Below are 24,858 nucleotides of genomic sequence, written 5' to 3'. Positions count from 1 at the left end.
GCATTTTTTGTAGTTCAATAGTTTTATTTTACTTTAGAAAAAAGGAACTTCCCAAATGACGAGTTTAAAACCTAAGAAAGGAAAGCTTTTGATTGCAGAGCCTTCATTGACAGGGGATGTTTCCTTCAATAGATCTGTAGTTCTGATTGCCGAACACAATGAAGAAGGTTCGGTCGGTTTTATCCTCAACAAACCCCTCGATTACGACATAAGTGAATTGATCAGTGAGATCATGGTGCCCTTTCCTGTTTTTAACGGAGGACCTGTAGAGCAGGACAATCTTTACTTCATTCACAAAGTACCGCACCTGATCAGCGACAGTGTTGAGATATCGGACGGTATTTATTGGGGAGGCGATTTTGATACTACCATCAGCCTGATCAATACAGGCGAAATTACACCAAAAGATATCAGGTTCTTTCTCGGATATTCCGGATGGTCATCCCTGCAACTCGACCAGGAATTGGATTCCAAATCGTGGATCGTTGTTAAAAATCATTACGAGAGTGAGATCATCGAGAAATCTGCCATCTCATTCTGGAAGGAAAAGATGATGGAGCTCGGAGGCGATTATCTCCTTTGGTCAAATGCACCCGAAAACCCCAGCCTTAACTGAGTCGGGCCACCGCATTGAGTTTACCCAATATGTTTTTTGCTGCTACTTTTATGTAGGTTGCCTTTCTGTAATGACTAACAGATATGACGCCGTCATCGGTATTGCTGATAAAAATTTCATCTGCCTTTTGCAATTCAAATGGAGAAATTGAAGCCTCCTCTATTTGATATTCCGGACTTTTCCGTAGAAGTTCAATGATTTTCTTTCTTACCACACCATTTTTACAGCCGTCGGATAAGGGTGGGGTTTTGATCGATTCCCCATTTACGAGAAATAGATTTCCTTTCAGAGTTTGAACAACATTTTTTTGATCATTGAGTAAAATACAATCGTCAAAACCATTTTCCCTGGCGTATACCCCTCCGATCGTCTGCAGTACCCTGTTTGTAGTTGAAAGGTTAGAAAGCATTCCTGCCTGCACATAGAAGTCCTTATAGAGATCAACGCTGTACTCTTCCTCAAGATGCAGATAAAAAGCTGATGGATGTTCCTTTAATACTACGACATAGGAAACCATCCTTGCTGTACTTTCCTGCTTAGATGAATTAGAAACAAAAACATATAACTCGGCCAAAACTGTGTTTTTGTTGAGCGAACTGGCTTCTATGGTTTTTAGCAACTCTTCCTGAAGAAATTCCATGGTAAACTCCATCGGAATCTCCATTCGTAGGATACGCATGGAGGCCATAAGCCTTAGATAGTGTTCTTCCCAGAAATAGATCTTCCCGGGGGCGATTCTGATTGTCTCTACAAGGGCATCCCCGTGGGTTAAGCCCCGATTGTAAGCATTGAGATAAAACGAATCATCCTCTAACAGATCGCCGTTGTAATTGATCATAAAAAAGCCTTGAAAAATTCAAGGCCAAAGATACTGCTTCTCTTTTGAAAATCTACTTCGATCCCAGCACCTGTTTCAGATCAGCTACCTGGTTCTCCCACAACATTTTGGCTTCATCAAGCTCGTCCTCTTCGGCAAAATCAGTAATAAATAATGAAACGTCACTGGTGATCTCGTCTACGATGATCCTCATTTCAAAATAGCTGTCATCTTCCATGTGCTCCCAGGCAAAACGAATAAATTCATCGCTTTTCTTTTTCAGGAGTTTTGCCCCTTCTTCAGATCCGTCCCAGATGAAGTTAAAGCGTTCACCCCTCGAATTGACATTATCAGCAAACCATTCTGAGAGCCCGGAGGGCGTAGACAGGTACTGAAAAAGCAACTGTGGTGAAGATTGGATGACGAATTCTAATTCAAACTTTGTTTTATCGGACATTTGGGGATTTTTACTTCGGGCAATATATATATTTCTATATGATTAAAAAATATTCTCCTACATTTATTTTTTGAGACCCTAATTTTGATGTAGCAAAAATTAAACTTTATATTTGCAGCCGCTTACAAAACCTATGGCGAGGTAGCTCAGGTGGTTAGAGCGCAGGATTCATAACCCTGAGGTCGGGAGTTCAAGTCTCCCTCTCGCTACTGAAAAGACCACGGCAACGTGGTCTTTTTAATTTAAAGAGATTTAAAAATCTTCTTAGGGCAGAGTGGCCAAGCTATCTTATTTAGTTCTTAAAATAACATTATCCCAATTTACCCAGATAGGCGAGCACATTTTTTTCAATACGCTGGTTGATATTTGAAATATCAGCTGCCTCAAAATGTTCTCCGGTGATATTTTCATACAGTTCTATATAGCGCTCTGAAACCGAATTGATGTATTCATCGGTCATCTCAGGAACTTGTTGCCCTTCCAATCCCTGAAAACCATTTTGAATAAGCCACTGCCTTACAAACTCCTTGGAGAGTTGCTTTTGCGGCTCGTTGTTATCCTGCCGCTTTTGATAACCTTCGGAATAGAAATATCGTGAAGAATCAGGCGTATGGATCTCATCAATTAGGACGATGGTGCCGTCTTTTCGCTTTCCAAATTCATACTTGGTATCAACAAGGATCAGACCTCTTTCGGCAGCTATCTCGGTGCCCCTCTGAAATAGTGCCCTGGTATATTTTTCAAGGACCTCGTAGTCATCTTCAGAGACAATACCCCGTTTCAAAATATCTTCCCTTGAGATATCCTCGTCGTGATCGCCTTTCTCTGCCTTGGTCGCCGGAGTGATCAAAGGTTCCGGGAATTTGTCGTTTTCTTTCATCACTTCAGGCATGGGAAGGCCACAAATTGTCCTTTTTCCGCTTTTGTATTCCCTGGCAGCGTGACCTGACAAGTAGCCGCGAATCACCATCTCTACCTTAAAAGGATCACAAGCATGGCCAACAGCCACATTAGGATCAGGTGTTGCCAACAGCCAGTTAGGCACGATGTCTGAGGTATCGGCCATCATTTTTGTAGCGATCTGGTTCAGGATCTGGCCTTTATAAGGAATTCCCCTGGGCATCACAACGTCAAATGCCGATAGTCGGTCTGTGGCGATCATCACCAAAAGATCATTTTCAAGGGTGTAGACCTCTCTTACTTTTCCCTTATATATTTTTTTTTGTCCAGGAAAGGCAAAATCAGTGCTGATGATCGTATTACTGCTCATAAGTGTTATCAGTTCTGATGCTCAATATTCTTATAGGCATCGATGACCTTTTTTACAAGCTTATGGCGAATTACATCTTTGTCATCAAGGTAGATCATCTGAATTCCCTCAACATTCTTAAGAATTAACAAGGCCTCTTTTAGTCCGGAAATCACCCTGCGGGGAAGGTCGATCTGTCCCGGGTCTCCGGTGAGTAAAAATTTTGCATTTTTCCCCATTCGCGTAAGGAACATCTTCATCTGCGCATGAGTGGTGTTTTGGGCTTCATCGAGAATAACAAAGGCATGATCGAGTGTCCTGCCCCTCATAAAGGCCATTGGCGCTATCTGAATGGTCCCATTCTCAATGTAATGCGCTAATTTTTCAGAAGGGATCATATCGCGTAGTGCATCGTATAAAGGTTGCATGTATGGATCCAGCTTTTCCTTAAGGTCACCCGGTAAAAAGCCCAGATTCTCCCCTGCTTCCACCGCCGGACGCGTAAGGATAATTCTTTTTACTTCCTTATTCTTAAGGGCCCGCACAGCCAGGGCCACCCCGGTATATGTCTTACCGGTTCCTGCAGGGCCTATGGCGAATACCATATCGTTTTTAGACATGGCGTCAACCAGACGTCGCTGATTTACAGTCTGGGCCTTGATATACCTCCCACTGACCCCGTGGACGAGAATATCATTGCTGTCGGCCGGTGATGAAAGTTCATCTTTATCGTTGCTGGTTAGCACTCTTTCAATTACATTTTCATCAAGCTTGTTATACTTTGAAAAATGAGCTGTCAGCATTTTAAAGCGCTTGTCGAATTCATCGAGCATCTGATCGTCACCGTAAACTTTGATCTTACTGCCTCGGGCAACGATCTTCAGTTTGGGAAAATACTTTTTGAGAAGGTCTATATGTTCGTTCTGATGTCCAAAAAATTCTCTCGGACTAATTTCTGTGAGTTCTAGAGTGAGTTCGTTCAAGGAAGTTCGTTCTTATTTGTAATGGGGTGAATATAAATTTCGCAACGCTGTTTTTTTGATTAATTTTGACGTACAAACTTAAGAATAAAACAGTTTGAAGACCCAAAAAAATATCAACATTGCTTAATGGCGATCATCACTTTAACCACCGATTTTGGATATAAAGACCATTTTGTAGGCGCTATTAAAGGAACTATTTACACCGAGCTGGAAGATGCGAAAATTGTTGATATTTCTCACGCCATTAGTCCGTTCAACATCCAGGAATGCGCTTATATCTTGAAAAATTCATACAAAGCATTTCCGAAAGGATCTATCCACATTGTTGGGGTTGATGCCGAGTGCACGGAGGAGAACCAACACCTCGCGGTCTATGTGGACGGTCATTATTTTATCCTTGCAAACAATGGTGTGAGCAGTCTGATTACCACTGAGATTAAACCCGAAAAGGTCGTAGAACTAAAAATCCCAAACCCCCATCCCGGGGCCTTTCCGGTACTGGAGGTTTTTGTGAAGGTAGCCTGCCATATTGCCCGTGGCGGTACTTTGGAAGTGGTGGGGAAGAAATTCAATGACCTCAAGGAACTGAAAGAATTCTCTCCCAGGATTACAAATAACGGCAATACCATTGCCGGCAGCGTGATCTACATCGACAACTACGGCAATGTGGTGACCAATATTCAAAAAAGCCTGTTTGATGCCTATAGAAAAGGTCGCGATTTTGAATTGCTCGCCAGAAATAAAAAGATCAGGAGGATTGAAAATAATTACAGTGATATTGTCGACTTTAACCTGGATAAAAATCAAAGAAAAGGGCCGGGCGATCTATTGGCCCTGTTCAATTCTGCAGACTACATAGAGCTAGCCATCTACAAGAGCGACCCCAACACCGTAGGCAGTGCTTCAAGCTTAATTGGATTGGATTACAGGGATACCGTAACCATTAATTTTATTTAAATGATTGTACGAATCGTGAAGCTTCAGTTTAAAAAGGAAAATATCAGTAGTTTTGAACGAATTTTTGACGCAACAAAAGATAAAATAAGAGGCTTTGAGGGCTGTTCTCTATTAGAACTTTATCAGGACGCCAGTGATTCTACCCTCTTTTTTACCTACAGTCAATGGGAAACTGAAGAACATCTGGAAGCGTACCGCAATTCGGACTTCTTCAAAGATGTATGGGGGCGAACTAAAAAACTTTTTGCAGATAAACCTGAGGCCTGGAGCGTTCAGAAAGTGCACAGCCTAAACTAAACCCTATGTTTGCAATCTTCAAAAGAGAAATAACATCCTTTTTTACTACCGCTACCGGTCCTTTGGCCCTAGTCCTATTTTTACTTGTCAACGGTTTGTTCTTATGGGTGTTCAAAGGGCCTTACAATGTATTTGATTATGGATTCGCAGAGCTATCGGCCTTTTTTATGCTAGCTCCCTACATTTTTCTGATCCTCATTCCGGGACTGAGCATGAAGAGTTTTTCTGAAGAAATGAAATTAGGAACACTTGAGCTGCTCCTCATGAGACCTCTAAGTCCCTGGGCGCTTGTGCTGGGCAAGTTTCTGGGAATTTTTATTCTGGGAATAATGGCACTGATTCCAACTACGATATATGTTTGGAGTATTTCTGCCTTGGGTACTGAAGCCGGAAATTTCGACTTCGGTTTGGTGATGGGATCTTATTTTGGCATGCTGCTATTGCTTATTGCCTATACGAGTATCGGAATTTTTACGTCAACGCTGTCTGAGAATCAAATTGTGGCCTTTCTTCTTGCGATCTTATTATCTCTGTTTGCCTATCTCGGTTTTGAGTCGATTGCAGCCTTGATCACAAACGGTAGTCTTTCCCTTTTTATTGAAAACTTCGGCATGAAAGCCCATTATGAACGTATTGGTAGAGGTATAATTGATTCTAGGGATGTGGTTTACTTTATTTCGATCTCGATATTTTTTGCCTACCTCACCTTAACCCGATTAAAACAACGGCACTAAGACCATGAAGAAAATTCTCATGCATTCGGGTATTGGCCTAGGGATCCTGATCTTGCTCAACCTCCTTTCCTCCATTCTCTTCGTTAGATTCGACCTAACTGAAGACAACCGTTTTACTCTGTCAGAGGCCAGTGAAGAGGTATTAGAGCGATTTGACGCTCCTGTAATTGTGGACGTGCTGCTCGATGGAGACCTTCCTTCAGAATTCCAGCGACTGAAAGTGGAAACTGAGCAACTCCTAGAAAATATTTCTAACAAGAACGGTAAGATTAAATACGCTTTTGAAGATCCGTTGGCGGACCCTGCCCTGGCAGAAGCCACCATAGAACAATTACAGCGAATTGGCCTTACTCCCGCCAGTGTAACCACTGAAATGGAAGGTAAAGTCTCACAGGAACTTGTCTTCCCATGGGCGATGGTCACTTACCGGGACAGAACGGTAAAGGTACCCCTACTGAAGAATAAATTAGGAGCAAGTGTTGAGGCCAGAGTAAACAATTCGGTGCAAAATCTGGAATACGCCTTTGCAGACGCTCTTTCTAAACTGGCGGTAAAAGAAAAAAAGCGGATCGCAGTGATAAAGGGCAATGGAGAACTGAACGACATATATTTGGCCGACCTTCTAACTTCTGTCAGGGAGTATTACAATATTGGGGCCATTACTCTCGATTCGGTTGAGGCCAATCCACAGGGAGTATATGAGCAATTAAAAACTTATGACCTGGCACTAATCGCCAAGCCTACGGAGGCCTTTACAGAAAAAGAAAAATACGTGCTGGATCAATTTATCGTCAATGGTGGTCGTTCTCTTTGGCTGGTTGATCCTATTGTGATGGAGCTCGACAGCCTCTTTAACGAGGAAGGTGAGGCTATGGCCCTGCCGCGGGATCTCAATCTCAATGACTTCTTTTTTAAATTCGGGGTCAGGCTCAATACGGATCTTGTGGATGATCTGTACTGTACACAAATCGTCCTGGCCAGCGGGGAGGGTAATGCTTCAGAATACAACCCCTGCCCTGGGTATACAATCCCATGGTCTTTACGGCGAATAACCACCCCGTAAACGCCAATATTGAAGCTCTTAGATTTCAATTTACAAGTACAATAGATACCCTGGAAAATGCCTATAGCAAAACGGTTTTAGCAAAAAGTTCGCCCCTCTCCAGAAGAGTGACTACACCGAGGTTGATCAGCTTTGATCTCCTGAATACACCCCCTGACAGGGAAAAATACACAGAGGGAAATTACCCTCTTGCGGTTTTAGTGGAAGGGCAACTGAATTCGGCTTTTACCAATCGCATTAAACCTTTAGACCTGGGAGGGAATTTAGAAACGGGTATAGAAAACAAAATGATCATCATCAGCGACGGGGATTTAATCGCCAACCAATTGCGCAATGGCCGACCGCTGGAATTAGGTTACGATAAATGGACAAATAACTATTATGGCAACAAGGAATTCCTGATAAATAGCCTTAATTTCCTTCTGGATGATACCGGACTTATAAACATTCGAAACCGCAAAGTGATCATCCCGATGCTGGATGAAGAGAAAATTGCCTCCGAAAAAAGTCGATGGCAGTTTATAAACATTGGGCTTCCCCTACTCTATGCCGCTGCCATTTCCCTGCTTTTTGTCTTTTGGAGAAGGAGTCAATATGGCAGATAAGTGTTGATAAGTAAGTTTTATGGAAATATTCAATTGGGATATATTTGTTTGGAAGCCTTTATTGTGATTTTTTCACGAGTAAAGCATGATAGAATATGTAGGTTAAACTTTTTTAAGCTGATATAAACGAATCCCGACCCCTTAAACAACTAAAAAACTAAACTTGTGAAATTCATTGTTTCAAGTACATATCTTTTAAAGCAACTACAGGTATTAGGTGGAGTAATCAATAGCAGCAATACCCTCCCAATACTTGATAATTTTCTCTTTGAATTACAACAACGCAAACTAATTGTTTCAGCCTCAGATCTCGAGACCACTATGAGTGCCGAGCTTGAAGTGGAATCGGATAACGAAGGGACCATTGCCGTGCCGGCAAGGCTACTATTGGACACCTTAAAAACTTTTCCTGAACAACCCCTGACCTTCGTTGTGGAAGATAACCATACCGTAGAGATTAGTTCTAATTACGGTAAATATGCCCTTGCGTATGCCGATGGTGCAGAATTTCCCAAAGCAGTAGAATTAGGTAGTCCCAGTTCAACTACGATCATGGGAGACATCCTGGCCACTGCGATCACCAAAACCATCTTTGCAGCAGGCAATGACGATCTGAGACCTGTAATGAGTGGGGTTTTCTTCCAGTTTTCTTCGGAACATTTGACCTTCGTGGCCACCGATGCTCATAAACTTGTAAAATACAGGCGAAACGATGTTAAGGCTTCGGAGGTGGCCGAGTTTATCATGCCGAAAAAACCACTGAATTTATTAAAAGGCATCCTCTCCGGAAGCGAAGAGCAGGTAAAGGTGGAATACAATGACAGCAATGCCAAGTTCAGTTTTTCCAATATCGAATTGATCTGCCGACTGATTGACGGGAAATACCCTAATTACGAAGCGGTAATTCCGAAAGAGAACCCAAACAAGCTAACGATTGCCAGGAATCACTTTCTGAGTTCTGTTCGTCGGGTATCCATTTTCTCAAACAGGACTACACACCAGATCAGGTTGCGAATTGCAGGAGCTGAGTTGAATATCAGCGCAGAGGATATCGACTACAGTAACAAGGCCGAAGAGCGACTAACCTGTGCTTACCAGGGGGATGATATGCAGATCGGGTTTAATTCCCGTTTCCTGGTTGAAATGCTCGGGAACCTTTCATCAGAGGAGGTAGCCCTGGAATTAAGCCTACCCAACAGGGCAGGAATTCTCACTCCAGTGGATGGCCTCGATGAAGGGGAAGAAGTCACCATGCTTGTGATGCCGGTGATGTTGAATAACTAAGATAGAGTTAAAATAAAAATCCGGTATGAACCGGATTTTTTATTGGTATTTTATTACGAAATAAAACGAATCGTCATAAAATAACTCGGTGATTCCCCATTACTTGCCCTTACTGCATTGACAATGGGCAATATAAAACCCAGAATAATCACCCCTATTATACCCAATATACCCAATCCTAATAGGAGAATGGCAGGAATACTGAAGATGAAATACAAGATTAGGCTCAACTGAAAGTTTAGGATAGCCTTTCCATGCTCATCCATTCCTTCTACCCTATCCCTGGAGGATAACCAAATGATAAGGGGGGTGATGAGTCCGCCGAAACCAATGATATAGGACAAGAGCTGCGTTAAATGTGTTATAACAAGCAGTTGCCTGTCTACCCGTAGTGTTGATTGATTGATGACTTCCATGATTGATGATTGATAGTTATATATTATTTGTCTATTCTTTCTTCAATTTGTTACAAAAAGTACAGTAGGTACCCAAAATTCCTTTTCCCTATTTTTGCAAAAATTATTCGATGATCCCTCAGGATACTATTGTAGCAATGGCCACAGCTCCGGGCACCGGAGCCATCGCCGTTATACGCGTCTCAGGCAGGGACGCCATTTCAAAAACCTCTGAAGTATTTCGCCCGAACAGTTCCAAACTTCTTACACAAGAAAAAAGTCATACCGTTCACCTGGGATATATCATGGATGGCTCCCGAACCATAGACCAGGTCTTGGTCACCGTGTTCAAAGGCCCTAATTCCTACACCGGGGAAAATGTGATTGAGATCTCATGTCATGGTTCACCCTATATTCAGCAGGAAATCATACAACTGTTTTTACGAAAAGGGTGCCGCATGGCCGAGGCAGGAGAATTTACCCTGAGAGGATTTCTTAATGGAAAATTAGATCTTAGTCAGGCCGAAGCCGTAGCCGACCTGATCGCCTCCGAGAATGCTGCATCCCACCAGCTCGCCCTTCAACAGATGCGTGGTGGATTTAGCAATGAGATCTCAAAGCTGCGCGAAGAATTGCTCAATTTTGCCTCCCTGATTGAACTCGAGCTGGATTTTGCTGAGGAAGACGTTGAATTTGCAGACAAAGCACAGTTCTCTGAACTGCTTGTCCGGATTCAAGCCGTCTTCAAGAATCTTGTCGATTCCTTTGCCTTGGGAAATGTCATAAAAAATGGTATCCCGATCGCTATAGTTGGTGAGCCGAATGTGGGTAAATCCACTCTTCTGAACGCCTTGTTAAAAGAGGAACGCGCTATTGTAAGTCCTATCCCGGGGACCACAAGAGATACCATTGAGGACGAACTCGTGATCGGCGGGATCGGATTTCGCTTTATCGATACTGCTGGGATAAGGGACACTGAAGACGTCGTGGAATCGATAGGAATACGCAAGACCCATGAGAAGATTGAGAAGGCGGGTTTGGTCATCTACCTCGTCGATGCCTTTGAACTGGGAAATTCCAACTCAAAACTCGAAAAGGCTCAACACAGGTTGGAGTCCCTGAGGGATAGTTATCCGAATAAAAGAATTTTGCTGGTATTCAATAAAGTCGACGCCCTCGACGACAAAATCTTATCGGACCTAAAGGGGGAATTGCCAACAGCTCTTTATATCTCGGCGAAGGAAAATTCAGGTCTGGAAAAGCTGAAAGATGTGTTTCTGGAGCTGGTAAATACCGGAGCGCTTTCCTCTGGAGATACCATTATCTCTAACTCACGCCATTACAATGCATTGATAAAGGCAACAGAAGAAATAGTTAAAGTTCAGGAGGGCCTTGAAGCCGGTCTTTCAGGCGATTTACTGGCCGTTGATATCCGTCAGGTCCTCTACCACCTCGGGGAAATTACCGGAAAAATCAGTTCGGACGACCTGCTGGGCAATATCTTTTCGAATTTTTGTATCGGGAAGTAAATTGAAAAAAATTGTCTTGCATTATAAATATTTTTCATTCTATACAGATACGCAAAAGTTTTGTTAATTATACTTTCAAAAATTTTTCTATTGGATAAAAATATTTGCCTACCGTCTCACTACTTTTCTGAAATATTTAGTTCATAAAATCGTTTGACTATTTAGTTTCAAATTGTTATCATGAAAAAGCTTCGTTCAATTGTCATTAAAATCCTAACCGTTACGGTTGGTAATATTATGCTTGTATTATTTCCGAAAAGAGCAAAGGAATTACAAATTCAGGGCTTGAGTTTTTTTGTAGATAATAATCCTACAATAACTGACAAATTAATGAGACGAGCTCTTCTCAAAAAAGCAGAAAATGCGGGCGCAGAATCTCTAGCAAGTATTCACAAGGATTTTTGGATAAATCAAGGTCATGAATTCTGCTCAAAATATGAAGAAAGATTAGTGAACAATGATTTGCCCAAATCCGAGTTCATTTTTGATTTGCTCCAGAAAAAACTAGCTAATACTCAAATAAAATATGATTCTCTGGTAGAAATAGGGTGTGGAAATGGTTATATCCTTTCTTATTTATCCAAGAAATTTCCGGACATCCAGAGATTTATTGGTGTTGATCTTAGTCTCGATCAAATAAAACTTAATGAAATAAAATATGCTGGTAATAAAAAACTTGAATTTGTTGCAAAAGACATTAACGATTGGATAGCAATTAATCCTCAGGGAAATTCAATTTTTGTAACCTTCATGGGGGTACTGGAATATTTCACGCAAAATCAATTAGAATCATTAATACAACATTTAAGTACTTTGAATAATATAGTTTTTATTGCTATTGAGCCTATTGGATTAGATCATGATTTTAATTCTAACCCTAAATCTCAAATCTATGGGCACGAACATTCTTTCTCGCATAACTATCCTAAACAATTTCAAGAGGCGAGTTTCACTATTTGGCACCTTTCATTCTTATCTAATAATCAATTTTCAAGGTTATGCTTCCTAGGTGCCGAGAATTGATTTTGATAACAGTAAGAGTTTAATCTTAGTTTGCTCTTTTTAAAGAAATAATTTTTTTTGAAGGATAAAAAAAATACATTAATACCAACATAGCAGAAAAATAAAGCACAGCAAAAAGAGAATAAGTAGGTACACCTCCTATTTTGGGCGAGACTGGAAGTAAAATAATTGACATATTCAACATAAACTGCAACAGCCAAACGCACAACCCACTCTTTGTATGACCATAAACAAAAGTACACATACCTGCCGCCCCCATCATATTTAAAAATAAAGGCCATAAGGGCAGGTCAAGAATAACACCTTGATTTAGATAAACAACAGGAACCCACCATAAGGCCCAAAAGAAGCCGATTATTTGACTAGAATAAAATGGTCTTGTGACTTTCGACAATTCTCGCACGCAGTAACTAACCCAAACAACCTCTCCCACAAAAGCCCATATTAATATAACCAAACTACTTTTAACAGTTACATAAGGATCTAGTTTAAATAGAATTGAAAGTTCAATACTATTGTAGAACCCTTTCAAAATCAATGTTAATGAAGCTATAGTAAAAGCGAATGATAAACTAAACAGATACCAAATTGGGTTAATTTTCCAATTTAACATAGGCCTAAAAATATTCTTTACCCCCTCAATACCCTTGGTTAGATTTATTAGGCTCACCAATAAAAGTAGAAGTGCGAAAAAGCGACCATGGTCATAAATAAAGCTACTGATCAGGCCATTAGTTCTTAAATAAACAACTAGAGTATTTATAAGAGGGGCAAGGACCAAAAATATCCAGATTTCATACTTGAAGAGATAGTTTTTCAAAACAAAATAAATTTAATTAATACTCGTTGGGAAAATTAAATTACTTGTCTAGTTAAGTTTTGCAATATTAATTATTCTTTTAAAGAATATTCCATATTCGTTAGTTGAGAAAAGTAACATGTCGGATTTTATTACCAAATAAGGAAGAATTACTCACTAAATGTGGATAATTAGTAATCTTGTATATAAATTACAAAAATCTCAATCAAAGTTGTAAGTGATCAATTAATTTAGATACAACCATTTCATTTACAAACTATTAGATAGAAGATAAATATTCTCGGTAACTCTCATAAATTACAATTGAATTTGAATTTGAAAATTTATAATATTTAATTAACATCTAAGTAATCTAGGGAAAATTAGATAACAATTAGTATTCAAACAAAGTCTATAGATAATGAACCCTAACTATACGATTAAAGGACCAATTCTTAAATATCCAAATTCAACTCTACATAAGCTGCTGGAATATCAGGCCAATGAAAATCCTGATGCTATTGCACTGGAATTTGGTGAACAAAGAATTAGTTATAAGAGACTACAGGAAAGTATTAACCAATCCGCTCAATATTTGTATAATAGGGGGCTCCGTCCTGGTCAAATTGTAGCCCTCTCTTTAGAAAGATCTCCGGAACTTATCATATCCATTTTCGCAATTCTGCAATGTGGTGCTGGTTACGTGCCAATTGATGTTACCTATCCTTTAAAGAGAAAAGAAATTATGATTGACGATTCTGATGCCAGTTTCATAATAACTGAATCTCTAAACAATAGTGTTATTAAAAGTGAAAAGAATATTTTTATTGAAGAACTGAGAAATGATAGAGAAGACTTAACTTCTAAATCCCTTGATCTAGAAATAGATTCTAACTCAGTAGCCTATATTATTTACACTTCTGGATCTACTGGTAAGCCAAAAGGCGTTCAAGTTTCTCACCTAAATGCAATAAATCTTGTTTATTCCATGGGTGATGAACCTGGTATTTCAAGAAATGACAAAATATTTGCAGTTACTTCCATCTCATTTGACGCTATGGTAATGGAAATATACTTACCGTTACTACATGGGGCTACCGTAGTTCTTGTAGATGAAGATACAAGACTAGATGGTCAAAAACTATTAGAGAAAGCCCTGGAAGACAACATAACCATGATGTGGGGAACGCCAAGTATATGGCAAATACTATTAGATTCTGGTTGGGAAAAACCTTTAAAACTCAAAGCTTTAATAGGAGGAGAAGCCGTACCCTTGAACTTGGCAAGAAAACTCCTTACTTTATGCACTGAATTGTGGAATATATATGGTCCAACAGAAACAACTGTTTGTGCCTTCCTAACTAGAATTTCAGAAGATGACGATCCTATTGCTATAGGAAAACCAGTCGCTAATTCATATGCATATATTTTAGACAAAGAAGGTAATCCTGTAAAGCAAGGTGAAGAAGGAGAAATTGTTATAGGTGGTGATGGCGTTTCATTGGGTTACTTGAATCGACCGGAATTAAATGATGAGCGCTTTATTAATGATCATTTTCGTGGTAATGGTAAAATGTATCTAAGTGGCGATATTGGTAAAATCTTACCAAATGGAGAAGTGCAATGTCTAGGACGGAAGGATGAGCAGATAAAACTAAGAGGGCATCGTATTGAACTTGGTGAAATTCAAGAAGTACTAACAAAACTTCCGAACATTAAAAAATGTGTAGTTATTTTAGATGAAAGGTTAGGAGGCAAATCTAGAATATTAGCCTACTTACAATCTTCCGATAACAAACAGGATACCACCTTTGTTCGTAAACAGCTTGAAGAAATTCTTCCTGATTACATGATTCCTTCAATTTTTATTTGGGTAGAGAAATTTCCGGTAACTAAAAATGGGAAAATCGACAAGAAGAATTTACCGAATCCTGTTTATCAAAGACCAGCTTCAGCACCACCGGTAAAAAAACCTCGCACCAGGCTTGAAAAAAATATAGCAGGGATATGGCGCGAACAACTGCAAATCCCCATAATAAGCATTGAGGATAATTTCTTTGAAATGGGTGGAACTTCAATACTCACTCAAAAAGTGGCTGGATTATTAAAGAAAAAACTGAACTGCAATATTCCTGTAACTAAAATATATCAATTTCCAACCGTAGAATCATTATCCAAATATGTTGAGAGTAACAAAACTTCAATTTCTGACTACAGTTATTCAGAGAAAGATAAAATCGAAATTTCCAAAGATATTGCGGTAATAGGCATGTCCGGGAGATTTCCAGGTGCCAATACTATCCATGAATTATGGGAAATTCTTAGAGAAGGTAAAGAAACAACAACTTTTTTTGCCCCTGAAGAGCTCGATAAGAATCTACCTGAACTATTGCGCAATGATCCTCTTTACGTGGGAGCAAGAGGTATTGTGCCATCTGCTAAATATTTTGATGCTAAATTTTTTGGAATCAACCCAAAATTAGCGGAAGCAATGGATCCACAGCAACGTATGTTTCTTGAAATTGCGTGGGAAGCTCTTGAACAGTCAGGTTATCTTCCAAGCCACTTTAATGGAAGTATAGGAGTTTACGCAGGTACTGGTACAAATACATATTACAAAAAGAATGTTCTACCTAATAAAGAATTATTAAAACAGGTCGGTGTTCTGCAAACTGATACAGTTAACGAAAAGGATTATATTTCCTCTAGGACTGCATATCATCTAAATCTAAAAGGTCCCGCAGTAAGCGTACAATCAGCCTGCTCCACCTCGCTTCTTGCTATTGCAGAGGCGGTTCAAGCAATTAGAAATGGACAGTGTGAAATCGCTCTAGCGGGTGGTGCAAGTCTTACCTCACCAATAAATAGTGGACACCTTTATCAAGAAGGGTCTATGTTAAGTCCTGATGGACATTGCAGGCCATTCGATGCACAAGCCAAGGGTACAGTTTTTAGCGATGGTGCAGGTGTTGTTGTTCTTAAAAGTCTCGAATCGGCTGAAAAAGACGGAGATACTATCTATGGAGTAATTAAAGGGGTGGGGGTTAATAATGACGGCGGAAATAAAGGAAGTTTTACTGCTCCTTCTGCTGAAGGACAAGCAGATGTCATTAGGAGAGCTATCTTGGATGCAAACATATCCCCTTCATCAATAAGTTATATTGAAGTTCATGGCACCGCTACTCCCTTGGGCGATCCAATCGAATTTGAAGGCCTTCGTATGGCCTTCGGTGAACAACTAAAGAGTGAATTCTGTGCAATAGGCTCTATAAAAAGTAATATGGGGCATTTAACAGCGGCCGCCGGAGTTGCAGGATTGATAAAGACATTATTAGCTCTAAAGCACAAACAAATTCCTCCTTCGTTGGGCTTTGAAATACCCAATCCAGTTATCGAATTTAAAGGAAGTCCATTTTATGTTAATGATCAATTAAACGAATGGAGTTTTAACGGAGCTCGAAGGGCTGGCGTAAGTTCTTTTGGTGTTGGAGGAACGAATGTTCATGTAGTCTTAGAAGAGTACCAAATGAATTTGAAATCTTCAGATTCTGGCAGACCAATGCAGCTTTTAACTTGGTCCGCCAAGTCCCAAACTAGTTTGGACGGCTATAATAAATCTCTAGCTCAATTTTTGGCTAATAACCCGACAGTGAACATGGCCGATGTATGCTATAGTTTGCAGAAAACCCGGGAAGAGTTTTCTCATAGACGATTTGCAATAGTCAATAATACTTCTGATGCAACTAGCATATTGATAAACAACGAGATTGAAAATATAAAAAGTAATACACTTAAAATTACTCCTGATGAACTTGCGTTTCTGTACCCGGGACAAGGGGCGCAGTATATACACATGGGAAGATCACTCTACGAACATGAAAAAGTCTATCAACAGGCTGTGGACTCATGTTCTGAAATACTTAAGGAGTACCTAAAAGAAGATATAAGAGAAATACTATTCCCAAATGCTGAACTTTTAAAAGCTGAAGAAAAGCTTAAAGATACCAGATACACCCAACCTGCCATTTTTGTAACCGAATATGCGCTTTCCCAGCTATGGTTAAGCTGGGGAATAAAACCAACATTATTATGTGGTCATAGCATTGGAGAATTCGTTGCGGCGCATTTAGCAGGCATATTCAGTCTAAAAGATGCTCTAAAAATAGTCGCAATACGAGGAAAGTTGGTAAGTGAATTACCAAAGGGAAGTATGTTATCATTACGGCTGGAAAAGGACAAGGTATATGAAATACTTCCAAAAGGTATATCTATTGCTGCATTGAATTCAGATAGACTGTGTGTAGTATCAGGCCCAATAGATGAAATAGAAAGATTCTCAAAAATTCTGAAAAATAAAAATATATCACATCAGCATCTGGCCACTAGTCATGCCTTCCACTCGACTATGATGGATCCTATCCTGGAAGAATTTAAAAGCAAAGTAGAAGATGTTTCCTTGAAAGTTCCTCGAATACCAATCGTTTCTACAGTTACCGGAAAATGGCTAAAAGATTCTGAGGCAATTAGTTCTGAATATTGGACAAATCATTTACGTGATACTGTTCGTTTCGCGGATGCTATGGACACCATTCTTGAATTGGATAATCCGATTCTACTGGAAGTAGGTCCTGGGCAAACCCTGGTGACCTTATCAAAGCAGAAAAAAGAAGGTAGGTCATTAACGGCTTTAGCTAGCTTGCCAAAGCCAAAGAAGGAGGAGGGAGCATATCCATCATTACTAGGGTCCCTTGGACAACTGTGGCTAAACGGCATTACTCCAGATTGGTCAGAATTCTATAATGAACAATCAAGAATCAGCTTAACCCTTCCTTCTTATGCTTTTGATCGCAAACCCTGTTGGATTGATCCACCCGTATCTGATTTGGCTGTTTCACCAATTACTGCATTAAGTGAAGAAAATATAAATATAGCAAATGGTCAAAACAACGATGCCAATTTAAGAAGTAACGATACCAAACCTATGAGAAAAAGTAATATCATTCAAAAATTATCTGATATACTAAACGATACAGCCGGAATAGAATTGGAGGATTCTGATTATGAATTTAATTTTCTTGAACTTGGGCTGGATTCACTAATACTCACTCAATTAGCCACTACTTGTAAAAATGAATTCCAAATTCCAATTACCTTTCGCCAATTAAACGATGAATTAAATACTCCTGATCTTTTAGCCGAGTATTTGGATAAAAATTTACCTGTAGAACTATTTAAACCTGTTGGTAAACCGGATTCCCCGGAGGTCAAATCAACACCAACCGTATCTTCTCCCCCACTTCAAAACTATAGTGCTAATATTAACCAGGATTCAGCTTTAGGTTTAATTGCTCAGCAAATTGAACTTTTGGGTAAGCAAATAGCATTACTTCAGGGTAATGGTACAAATTCTCAAATGGCCACCCCTCCCAAAATGGGAGCTTTACCATTAGCTACTAATGTCAATAATGAAACCTTGTCGGAGGCTGAAAAAAAGGAACACAGCAAACCTTTTGGTGCTGCACCGAAAATTGAAAAGGTGAAGACTGGGTTAAGTCAATTGCAAGAAAACTTCTTAGCCGATTTAATAGATCGCTATAACAGGAAGACTTCAGGGAGTAAAACATATAGCCAGAAACATCGCGCTCGTATGGCTGATCCCAGGGTTGTATCGGGCTTTAAGCCTTTGACAAAAGAACTAGTTTATCCAATCGTGGTGGAGAAATCAGCAGGAAACAGGTTGTGGGACTTAGATGGTAATGAGTATATCGATACCCTAAACGGTTTTGGCTCCTGTTTCTTTGGCCACCAACCGGATTTTATCAAAAAGGCCATTCAAGATCAGGTAGAAAAGGGTTACGAAGTAGGTCCACAGCATCCCTTAGCCGGTGAAGTTTGTGAGTTGCTGTGTGAGATGACTGGTCATGATCGTGCTGCATTGTGTAACACAGGGTCAGAGGCTGTTCTGGGTAGTATGCGGATCGCCAGGACAGTTACGGGGCGATCACTTATAGTGGCATTCAAAGGATCTTATCACGGAATAAATGACGAAGCAATTGTACGAGGGTCACGTAAATTAAAAACCTTTCCTGCAGCGGCCGGTATTTTACCAGGAGCTGTTCAAAATGTCCTTATATTAGACTATGGTACGGAAGAAAGCCTGGCTATTATACGGGGACGAGCCCATGAATTAGCAGCGGTTCTTGTTGAGCCTGTACAAAGTCGTAGACCAGAATTTGTACCTATTGACTTTTTGAAACAAGTACGTGATATCACAAAAGATTCCGGTACAGTTTTAATATTTGATGAAGTTATTACAGGCTTTCGAACACATCCCGGAGGTGCGCAGGCATTATTTGATATAAGGGCCGATCTGGCTACCTATGGAAAAGTAATTGGAGGTGGTTTATCCATTGGAGCAATTTTGGGTAATAAAATATATATGGATGCCTTGGATGGTGGTTTCTGGCAATATGGTGATGATTCCTATCCAGAAGTTGGTGTTACCTACTTTGCGGGAACATTTGTAAGACACCCTTTGGCCCTTGCTGCTTGTAAGGCCTCATTAACTTACTTAAAAGATAAAGGTCCGGAACTACAGAAAAAACTGTCTGATATGACCGAATATCTAGCCAATGAACTAAATGTTTGGTTTAAAAAGAAAAACCTCCCAATCGTAATTACTCATTATAGCTCTCTTTGGAGAATTAAGTTTTTGGAAGAAATTCCATATTCCGAATTATTATTCGTCTTACTTAGAGAAAAAGGTTTTCATATATGGGATGGATTTCCTTGTTTTATTACAGAAGCCTATACAAAGGAAGATGTTAAGAAAGTAATTGCAGCTGTAATATCTTCCCTGGAAGAGTTAATAGCAGTTGAGATTTTCCCATATACATTGGAAGTTAATTCTAAATCAAGTGTTATAAACAATGGAGATCTAAATACCCCACCTGTTCCAAATGCGCGCCTTGGATTTGATGAGCTTGGTAATCCGGCATGGTTTGTTGTTGGGGAAAATGACGAATATGTAAAGATTGAATTATAAAATAATTATTTGCAAACACTGTTTTATGATTCATTAAAATTATGAAGGAAACGAAAGATTTAGTTAAGTCAAAGTTTAATCCATTTGACGGGCCGACAATTGAACGTGTGATGCATATTAATCAATCACAGGCTGAAATTTGGGTTGCTTGTCAAATAGGAGAAGACGAAGCAAATAGAGGCTATAACGAGTCTGTGTCTCTTATTCTCAAGGGAGAGTTACAACTTAATATTCTTGAACAAAGTGTAAACGAAATTATACAAAGACATCAGTGCTTAAGAGCGGTATTTAGTGCAGATGGTCGTTTTATGAGTGTTTTGCAACAGATTCCTCAAAAATTATACTTTAAAGATCTCTCCACGCTTCCGGAAAATAAAAAGGAGGAAGAAGTTGAGCAATTTTTGTTACAAGAAGCTAATCATATTTTTGATCTTGTAAAAGGGCCTTTAGCAAGGTATAGTCTTCTTAAATTATCTAACCAAACCTACAGGTTTACACTTACGGCCCATCATATAGTGTGCGATGGATGGTCTATTGGCATCTTCCTTGAAGAATTGGGTGCACTCTATTCGGCAAAGGTGTTGAACCGTATGCCTCAATTACCGGAACCAATTGTATTTGAATCTTATATAGACCTGGAACAGAAGTTCTTAAAGAGTGACTCCTTTAAATTAACTGAGAATTTCTGGCTTAAACAATTTAAATCACCTATTCCACAAGTAACCCTGCCAACTGATAACCCAAGACCTAAGTTAAGAACATACAAAAGCGCTCGCCTTGATTTCCCTATAGAAAAGGAACTATTGAATGCTCTTAAGGCAACAGGTGTACGACATGGGTGTAGTTTTGTGACCACACTACTCGCTGCCTTTGAAATCTTTTTGTTTCGCCAAACAGGTCAGAGTGATGTTATTGTGGGTTTGCCCGCCGCAGGACAAGCTGCTACGGGCATGATGCAACTGATAGGGCATTGTGTAAACTTATTACCCTTACGGAGCAAAATAGATCCGAATATTTCTTTCTCCACCTATCTTAAGGAACGTAAACCATCACTTTTCGACGCTTATGATCATCAGCAATTTAGCTTTGGTCAATTACTCCAAAAACTTAATGTCTCCAGAGACCCTTCCAGAGTTCCATTGGTTCCCGTTGTTTTCAATATAGATTTTGGAATGACTAGTAATGTTTCCTTTGCTGGTCTTGATTACGAGCTTATTAGTAACCCAAGAACTTTTGAATCCTTTGAGCTTTTCCTGAATGCAATGGGATCAGAAGAGGAGCTCATTTTGGAATGGTCTTATAATAGCACACTATTTAGTTCTGAGTCCGTAGAACAAATGATGGGTTCTTTTAAGGAGGTTCTGAATAGGATTACTGATAACCCGGATATAGCCATTGGAGATTTAACAGAAGTTGATAATCAATCTTTTAATAAATTAAACGATACTTCAGTTACTTATCCGGATATTCCTTTGCATGAGCTTATATCCAAACAGGCAAAAGTATTTTCTAATAAGGAGGCAATAAAGTTTGGACACGAGGTGATCACCTATGAAGAACTAGAGAAAAAGGTAAATCAGCTATCTCAAAATCTAATTGAACATGGCGTGCAACCTATGGATCATGTTGCAGTGGCTTTACCGCGTTCAATAGAATTAGTAGTAACCTTGCTGTCTATAATGAAATGTGGTGCCTCATATATACCGTTAGATCCAAATTATCCTTCAGCTCGCTTAGATTTTATGCTCAAAGATTCGGAGTCCAAATTTCTAATTACCACAAAGGATTTCTTAAAGTCGTTTACAACAGATTCAAAAGTTCTGTCTATTGAAGAACTGTTTTCAAGTTTGGCTCAATACCCCAATACGCCACCAAATGTTTCGGTTGACACGGGTCGCATTTCATATTTGATGTATACCTCCGGGTCTACAGGTAAGCCAAAAGGGGTAATGGTTACCCACAAAAACCTGGTAAACTTCTTATTTAGTATGATGAGTGAACCAGGAATTGAGGAATCAGACAGACTGCTTTCAATAACTACCATATCTTTTGACATTGCAGGATTAGAAATATTTCTTCCTCTATTAAAAGGAGCGACATTGGTAATGGCTGACGATGAGACGGCAAAAGATAGTCGTTTGCTGTTGGAACTATTAGAAAATGAAAATATAACCATGTTGCAAGCAACACCTACTAGCTGGCAAATGTTGTTGGATGTTGGATGGGATCGGCATTTATCAATTAAAGCGGTATGTGGTGGTGAGGCCCTTCCTTTGGGATTGGCAAAGAAGATATTGGATCGAGTAAATGAGTTATGGAATGTATATGGTCCAACGGAAACTACAATTTGGTCTTCAGTCAAACAAATAGGAAAAGAAGATAGTGTTATAACCATAGGGCATCCCATCGCTAATACCCAGCTATATATTCTGAATGAGCAGGGAAACTTAGTTCCTCCAAATACTATCGGGGAAATCTGTATTGCGGGAGATGGTGTATCTGAAGGGTACTGGAAACGTCCAGAATTAACCAATGAGAAGTTTATCTCTAATCCTTTCAATAAGACTTCGGTTTTATATAGAACAGGAGATTTAGGGAAGTTGCTTCTCTCAGGAGAAGTTCAATGCTTAGGTAGAATCGACCAACAAGTTAAGATCAGAGGTCATAGAATTGAATTGTCTGAGATTGAACAAGTTTTAGATTCTCTTGATGATGTAAATTCTTCCGTCGTAGTTGTAAATAATGATCTTCTGGTGGCGAATATAATTCCAAAGAATTCAGAAAAGATTTCTAATGACAATATTGATCATTGGAAAACCTATCTAAAGGAAACGCTTCCCGCCCATATGGTTCCTCATCGATTTGTTTTTATGGATGAATTTCCCACAACCCTAAATGGAAAAATAGATCGAAAAACATTAACTAATTCAATTTTATTTAAAACAGACAAACAGGAAACTGCTGATCTAACAGAATCTGAAAAAATTATTTCAACCATTTGGCAAGATGTCTTAAATATCGAAAAAATAGATCGTCATAATGACTTTTTTGAGTTAGGCGGACACTCGCTCTTGGCAGTCAGAATAATGTCGCAAATTGAAAAACAGACTGGAAATAGATTGCCCTTGGCTGCTTTATTGGAATATCCGACCATTTCAAAATTAGCGGCCTACATGAATAAGGAATATATCTCATGGGATTCTTTAGTTCCACTAAATACAAATGGAAGCAAAAACCCAATATTCATAGTTCATGGAGCCAACTACAACGTCTTAATATTTAAAACTCTTGCGGAAAATCTAGCTGAAGACCAGCCTGTATATGCATTACAGGCCAAAGGATTGAGTGGAGAGGTGGAACCCCATGATTCCATAGAAGATATGGCTGCCCATTATATCTCCGAGATTTTGTCAATATGCCCTGAAAAACCTATCAACCTGGCAGGCTTTTCTATGGGGGGTGTCATTGCCTATGAGATGGCAAAACAATTAAGAGCTAAGGGTAAAGTGGTTAAGACATTATCTTTATTCGACTCCTATGTCTATCCTAATTATTATTTTAAAAATCCCATCTTAAAAAAGTTTACCTGGTTTCTCTATGCCATAGCGCAATTGATATTCATGGTATTCAATATGTTTAGTAGTAAGAAGAATTTTGAGAGAAGGGTGCAATTACTTAAGATATATTTCAATGGATTATTTTTGAGAATTAGACTTGGAAGCGAAAAGCAACGCCAATTACAGTTTAACCGCACTTCAAGGATTGATAAGATGCATAATCGGGCCTTTATGCGTTATAGCATAGAACCTGAGAATATGGCTGTAGATTTATTTAGATCTTCCAAGAACATTTATTTCGCGCACGATTATAAATACCTGGGCTGGAAACAAGTTGCCAAAGGAGGTATTCGAAAGCATACTTTGCCTGGAAATCATTCGGAAATGTTCTTATCTCCTGTTGTTGAAGAATTTGCAAATAAGCTTCAAGAAGTATTAGACAATTATGAAGCAGAGTAACAAGTCTGATATTTTGTGCAATTCAGTACATTTATCTACGATAAACATCGGCATTGATACAGAGGACTGTGAACCAATACGTTTGTACAAAATAAAAATTGCATCGTATGTTCCATTGGTAAGCGATGCCAAGTTATATTTAACAAAATCTGAGCGTGAACGTTCAAATAAATATCGTTTTGAAGAAGACAAGCATAGATTTATAATTTGCAGAATACTATTAAAACTCCTTCTTGTTGAACGAACAGGATTGACTATCAATAAAATAAAGCTGGAGTCATCTGTCAATCAAAAGCCTTTTATACCATCATATCCTTCTATTCATTTCAATGTCTCTCACGCGGGCGCTTATGGATTAATTGCTATAGCTAACTGCCCGGTTGGTATTGACATTGAATATTTGAATGATCAATTTGATTTTATGGAAATTTTACCCAACGTATTCGGTGCTAAAGAAATAGATTCCATAATTAATGCTGAAAATGAGGTATATGCCTTTTATAAGTACTGGACAAGAAAAGAGGCTATCGTCAAAGCATCAGGTAAGGGACTTGATAGTGAGACTGTAAAAATACCTACTTTGGACGGTTTGCATACTGTAGATTCATCATTAATAGGTAATCTTAAAAAAATACATGTCCGGAGCTTTGATGTTGATGAAAATCATATTGGAGCAATAGCCTTTCAAAATAATAATTACGCACAAAGGAGACTTTTTTTTGCTCCGTTGCCAAAATTTAAGTCAGATTAATAAGTTAGTCTAGAAAGTATTATTGGTGATATTATTCCAGACCACCTTTGAATCCCCTTTTAATGTTGTTCGTCCTAATGAAATATGACTCTTTGTATTCAGCTCATAAAAAAGCCCATATCTACTGAAAGTTATATTAATAAAAATATTTAAATAAATAATTTACAATCCAATACTTGAAATCAAAATATCTACTAATCGAAAAATACGCTAACCTCCAATTAATAATTAGACGTTC

The 24,858-nt window shown here is 39.1% G+C and carries 16 protein-coding genes, 1 tRNA gene and 1 pseudogene; 12 read left to right on the top strand and 6 right to left on the bottom strand.

Translation table 11 applies throughout. The annotated features are described in order from the left end of the window. Window positions 1-55 precede the first annotated feature (55 nt). On the top strand, window positions 56-616 hold the full coding sequence (locus EQY75_RS04820; protein ID WP_129603362.1) for a YqgE/AlgH family protein: 561 nt from the start codon (window positions 56-58) through the stop codon (window positions 614-616). Here EQY75_RS04820 and EQY75_RS04815 read toward each other — a convergent pair. Together EQY75_RS04815 and EQY75_RS04810 are read right to left on the bottom strand one after the other, a co-directional pair. After that, window positions 609-1,454 carry an aminotransferase class IV gene (locus tag EQY75_RS04815; RefSeq protein WP_129603360.1) on the bottom strand — a complete coding sequence of 282 codons (846 nt, stop codon included), beginning with the start codon at window positions 1,452-1,454 and terminating at the stop codon, window positions 609-611. The genes EQY75_RS04820 and EQY75_RS04815 overlap by 8 nt on opposite strands. A 52-nt stretch (window positions 1,455-1,506) precedes the next feature. After that, window positions 1,507-1,890, bottom strand: coding sequence for an START-like domain-containing protein (locus EQY75_RS04810; RefSeq protein WP_129603358.1), 384 nt, complete (start codon window positions 1,888-1,890; stop codon window positions 1,507-1,509). A 135-nt stretch (window positions 1,891-2,025) separates the two neighbouring features. On the opposite strand from EQY75_RS04810, the gene EQY75_RS04805 reads away from it, so the two are divergent. Then, a tRNA-Met gene (locus EQY75_RS04805) sits at window positions 2,026-2,099 on the top strand. Between the two features lie 101 nt (window positions 2,100-2,200). Here EQY75_RS04805 and EQY75_RS04800 read toward each other — a convergent pair. Both EQY75_RS04800 and EQY75_RS04795 read right to left on the bottom strand, forming a co-directional pair. Further along, complete coding sequence (locus EQY75_RS04800) at window positions 2,201-3,160, bottom strand: phosphoribosylaminoimidazolesuccinocarboxamide synthase (protein WP_129603357.1); 960 nt, start codon at window positions 3,158-3,160, stop codon at window positions 2,201-2,203. Between the two features lie 8 nt (window positions 3,161-3,168). Continuing rightward, window positions 3,169-4,122: a PhoH family protein gene (locus EQY75_RS04795; protein ID WP_129603355.1), complete on the bottom strand. Its 954-nt coding sequence runs from the start codon at window positions 4,120-4,122 to the stop codon at window positions 3,169-3,171. A gap of 126 nt (window positions 4,123-4,248) precedes the next feature. Here EQY75_RS04795 and EQY75_RS04790 point away from each other — a divergent pair, with 126 nt between their 5' ends. From EQY75_RS04790 to dnaN, 5 genes and pseudogenes are all read left to right on the top strand, one after another. Continuing rightward, complete coding sequence (locus tag EQY75_RS04790; protein WP_129603353.1) at window positions 4,249-5,079, top strand: SAM hydrolase/SAM-dependent halogenase family protein; 831 nt, start codon at window positions 4,249-4,251, stop codon at window positions 5,077-5,079. Then, the gene (locus EQY75_RS04785; RefSeq protein ID WP_129603352.1) at window positions 5,080-5,376 is read left to right on the top strand and encodes a putative quinol monooxygenase; all 297 of its coding nucleotides are present in this window, start codon (window positions 5,080-5,082) and stop codon (window positions 5,374-5,376) included. 5 nt (window positions 5,377-5,381) lie between these two features. Next, complete coding sequence (gldF, locus tag EQY75_RS04780; protein WP_129603350.1) at window positions 5,382-6,110, top strand: gliding motility-associated ABC transporter permease subunit GldF; 729 nt, start codon at window positions 5,382-5,384, stop codon at window positions 6,108-6,110. Between the two features lie 4 nt (window positions 6,111-6,114). Further along, window positions 6,115-7,778, top strand: a pseudogene (gene gldG / locus EQY75_RS14565) (gliding motility-associated ABC transporter substrate-binding protein GldG). Between the two features lie 165 nt (window positions 7,779-7,943). Beyond that, the gene (gene dnaN / locus EQY75_RS04770) at window positions 7,944-9,062 is read left to right on the top strand and encodes a DNA polymerase III subunit beta (RefSeq protein WP_129603348.1); all 1,119 of its coding nucleotides are present in this window, start codon (window positions 7,944-7,946) and stop codon (window positions 9,060-9,062) included. A 53-nt stretch (window positions 9,063-9,115) separates the two neighbouring features. On the opposite strand, the gene EQY75_RS04765 is transcribed toward dnaN, so the two are convergent. Continuing rightward, complete coding sequence (locus tag EQY75_RS04765) at window positions 9,116-9,478, bottom strand: DUF4870 domain-containing protein (protein WP_129603346.1); 363 nt, start codon at window positions 9,476-9,478, stop codon at window positions 9,116-9,118. 110 nt (window positions 9,479-9,588) lie between these two features. On the opposite strand from EQY75_RS04765, the gene mnmE reads away from it, so the two are divergent. Next, window positions 9,589-10,986, top strand: a complete 1,398-nt coding sequence (gene mnmE, locus EQY75_RS04760) for a tRNA uridine-5-carboxymethylaminomethyl(34) synthesis GTPase MnmE (protein WP_129603344.1) — start codon at window positions 9,589-9,591, stop codon at window positions 10,984-10,986. A 180-nt stretch (window positions 10,987-11,166) separates the two neighbouring features. Next, window positions 11,167-12,009, top strand: a complete 843-nt coding sequence (locus EQY75_RS04755) for a class I SAM-dependent methyltransferase (RefSeq protein WP_129603342.1) — start codon at window positions 11,167-11,169, stop codon at window positions 12,007-12,009. A gap of 25 nt (window positions 12,010-12,034) precedes the next feature. Here the strand turns inward: EQY75_RS04755 and EQY75_RS04750 are convergent, their stop codons facing one another. Then, window positions 12,035-12,829 carry a hypothetical protein gene (locus EQY75_RS04750; protein WP_129603340.1) on the bottom strand — a complete coding sequence of 265 codons (795 nt, stop codon included), beginning with the start codon at window positions 12,827-12,829 and terminating at the stop codon, window positions 12,035-12,037. Window positions 12,830-13,229: 400 nt separating this feature from the next. Here EQY75_RS04750 and EQY75_RS04745 point away from each other — a divergent pair, with 400 nt between their 5' ends. The 3 genes from EQY75_RS04745 to EQY75_RS04735 are packed head-to-tail and all read left to right on the top strand — an operon-like array spanning window position 13,230 to window position 24,620. Beyond that, complete coding sequence (locus EQY75_RS04745; RefSeq protein WP_129603338.1) at window positions 13,230-19,853, top strand: polyketide synthase; 6,624 nt, start codon at window positions 13,230-13,232, stop codon at window positions 19,851-19,853. A 41-nt stretch (window positions 19,854-19,894) separates the two neighbouring features. Next, complete coding sequence (locus EQY75_RS04740) at window positions 19,895-23,869, top strand: non-ribosomal peptide synthetase (RefSeq protein WP_129603336.1); 3,975 nt, start codon at window positions 19,895-19,897, stop codon at window positions 23,867-23,869. Further along, entirely contained in the window at window positions 23,856-24,620 is a 765-nt protein-coding gene (locus EQY75_RS04735; protein ID WP_129603335.1) for a 4'-phosphopantetheinyl transferase family protein, read from the top strand. Before EQY75_RS04740 ends, EQY75_RS04735 begins: the two co-directional genes overlap by 14 nt. Window positions 24,621-24,858: the final 238 nt, after the last annotated feature.

The organism is Muriicola soli (genome assembly GCF_004139715.1).
In the GTDB taxonomy this organism is placed as follows: domain Bacteria; phylum Bacteroidota; class Bacteroidia; order Flavobacteriales; family Flavobacteriaceae; genus Muriicola; species Muriicola soli.
The sequence above is the reverse complement of the archived record's forward strand: the minus strand, read 5'-3'. Positions and strand labels throughout refer to the sequence as shown.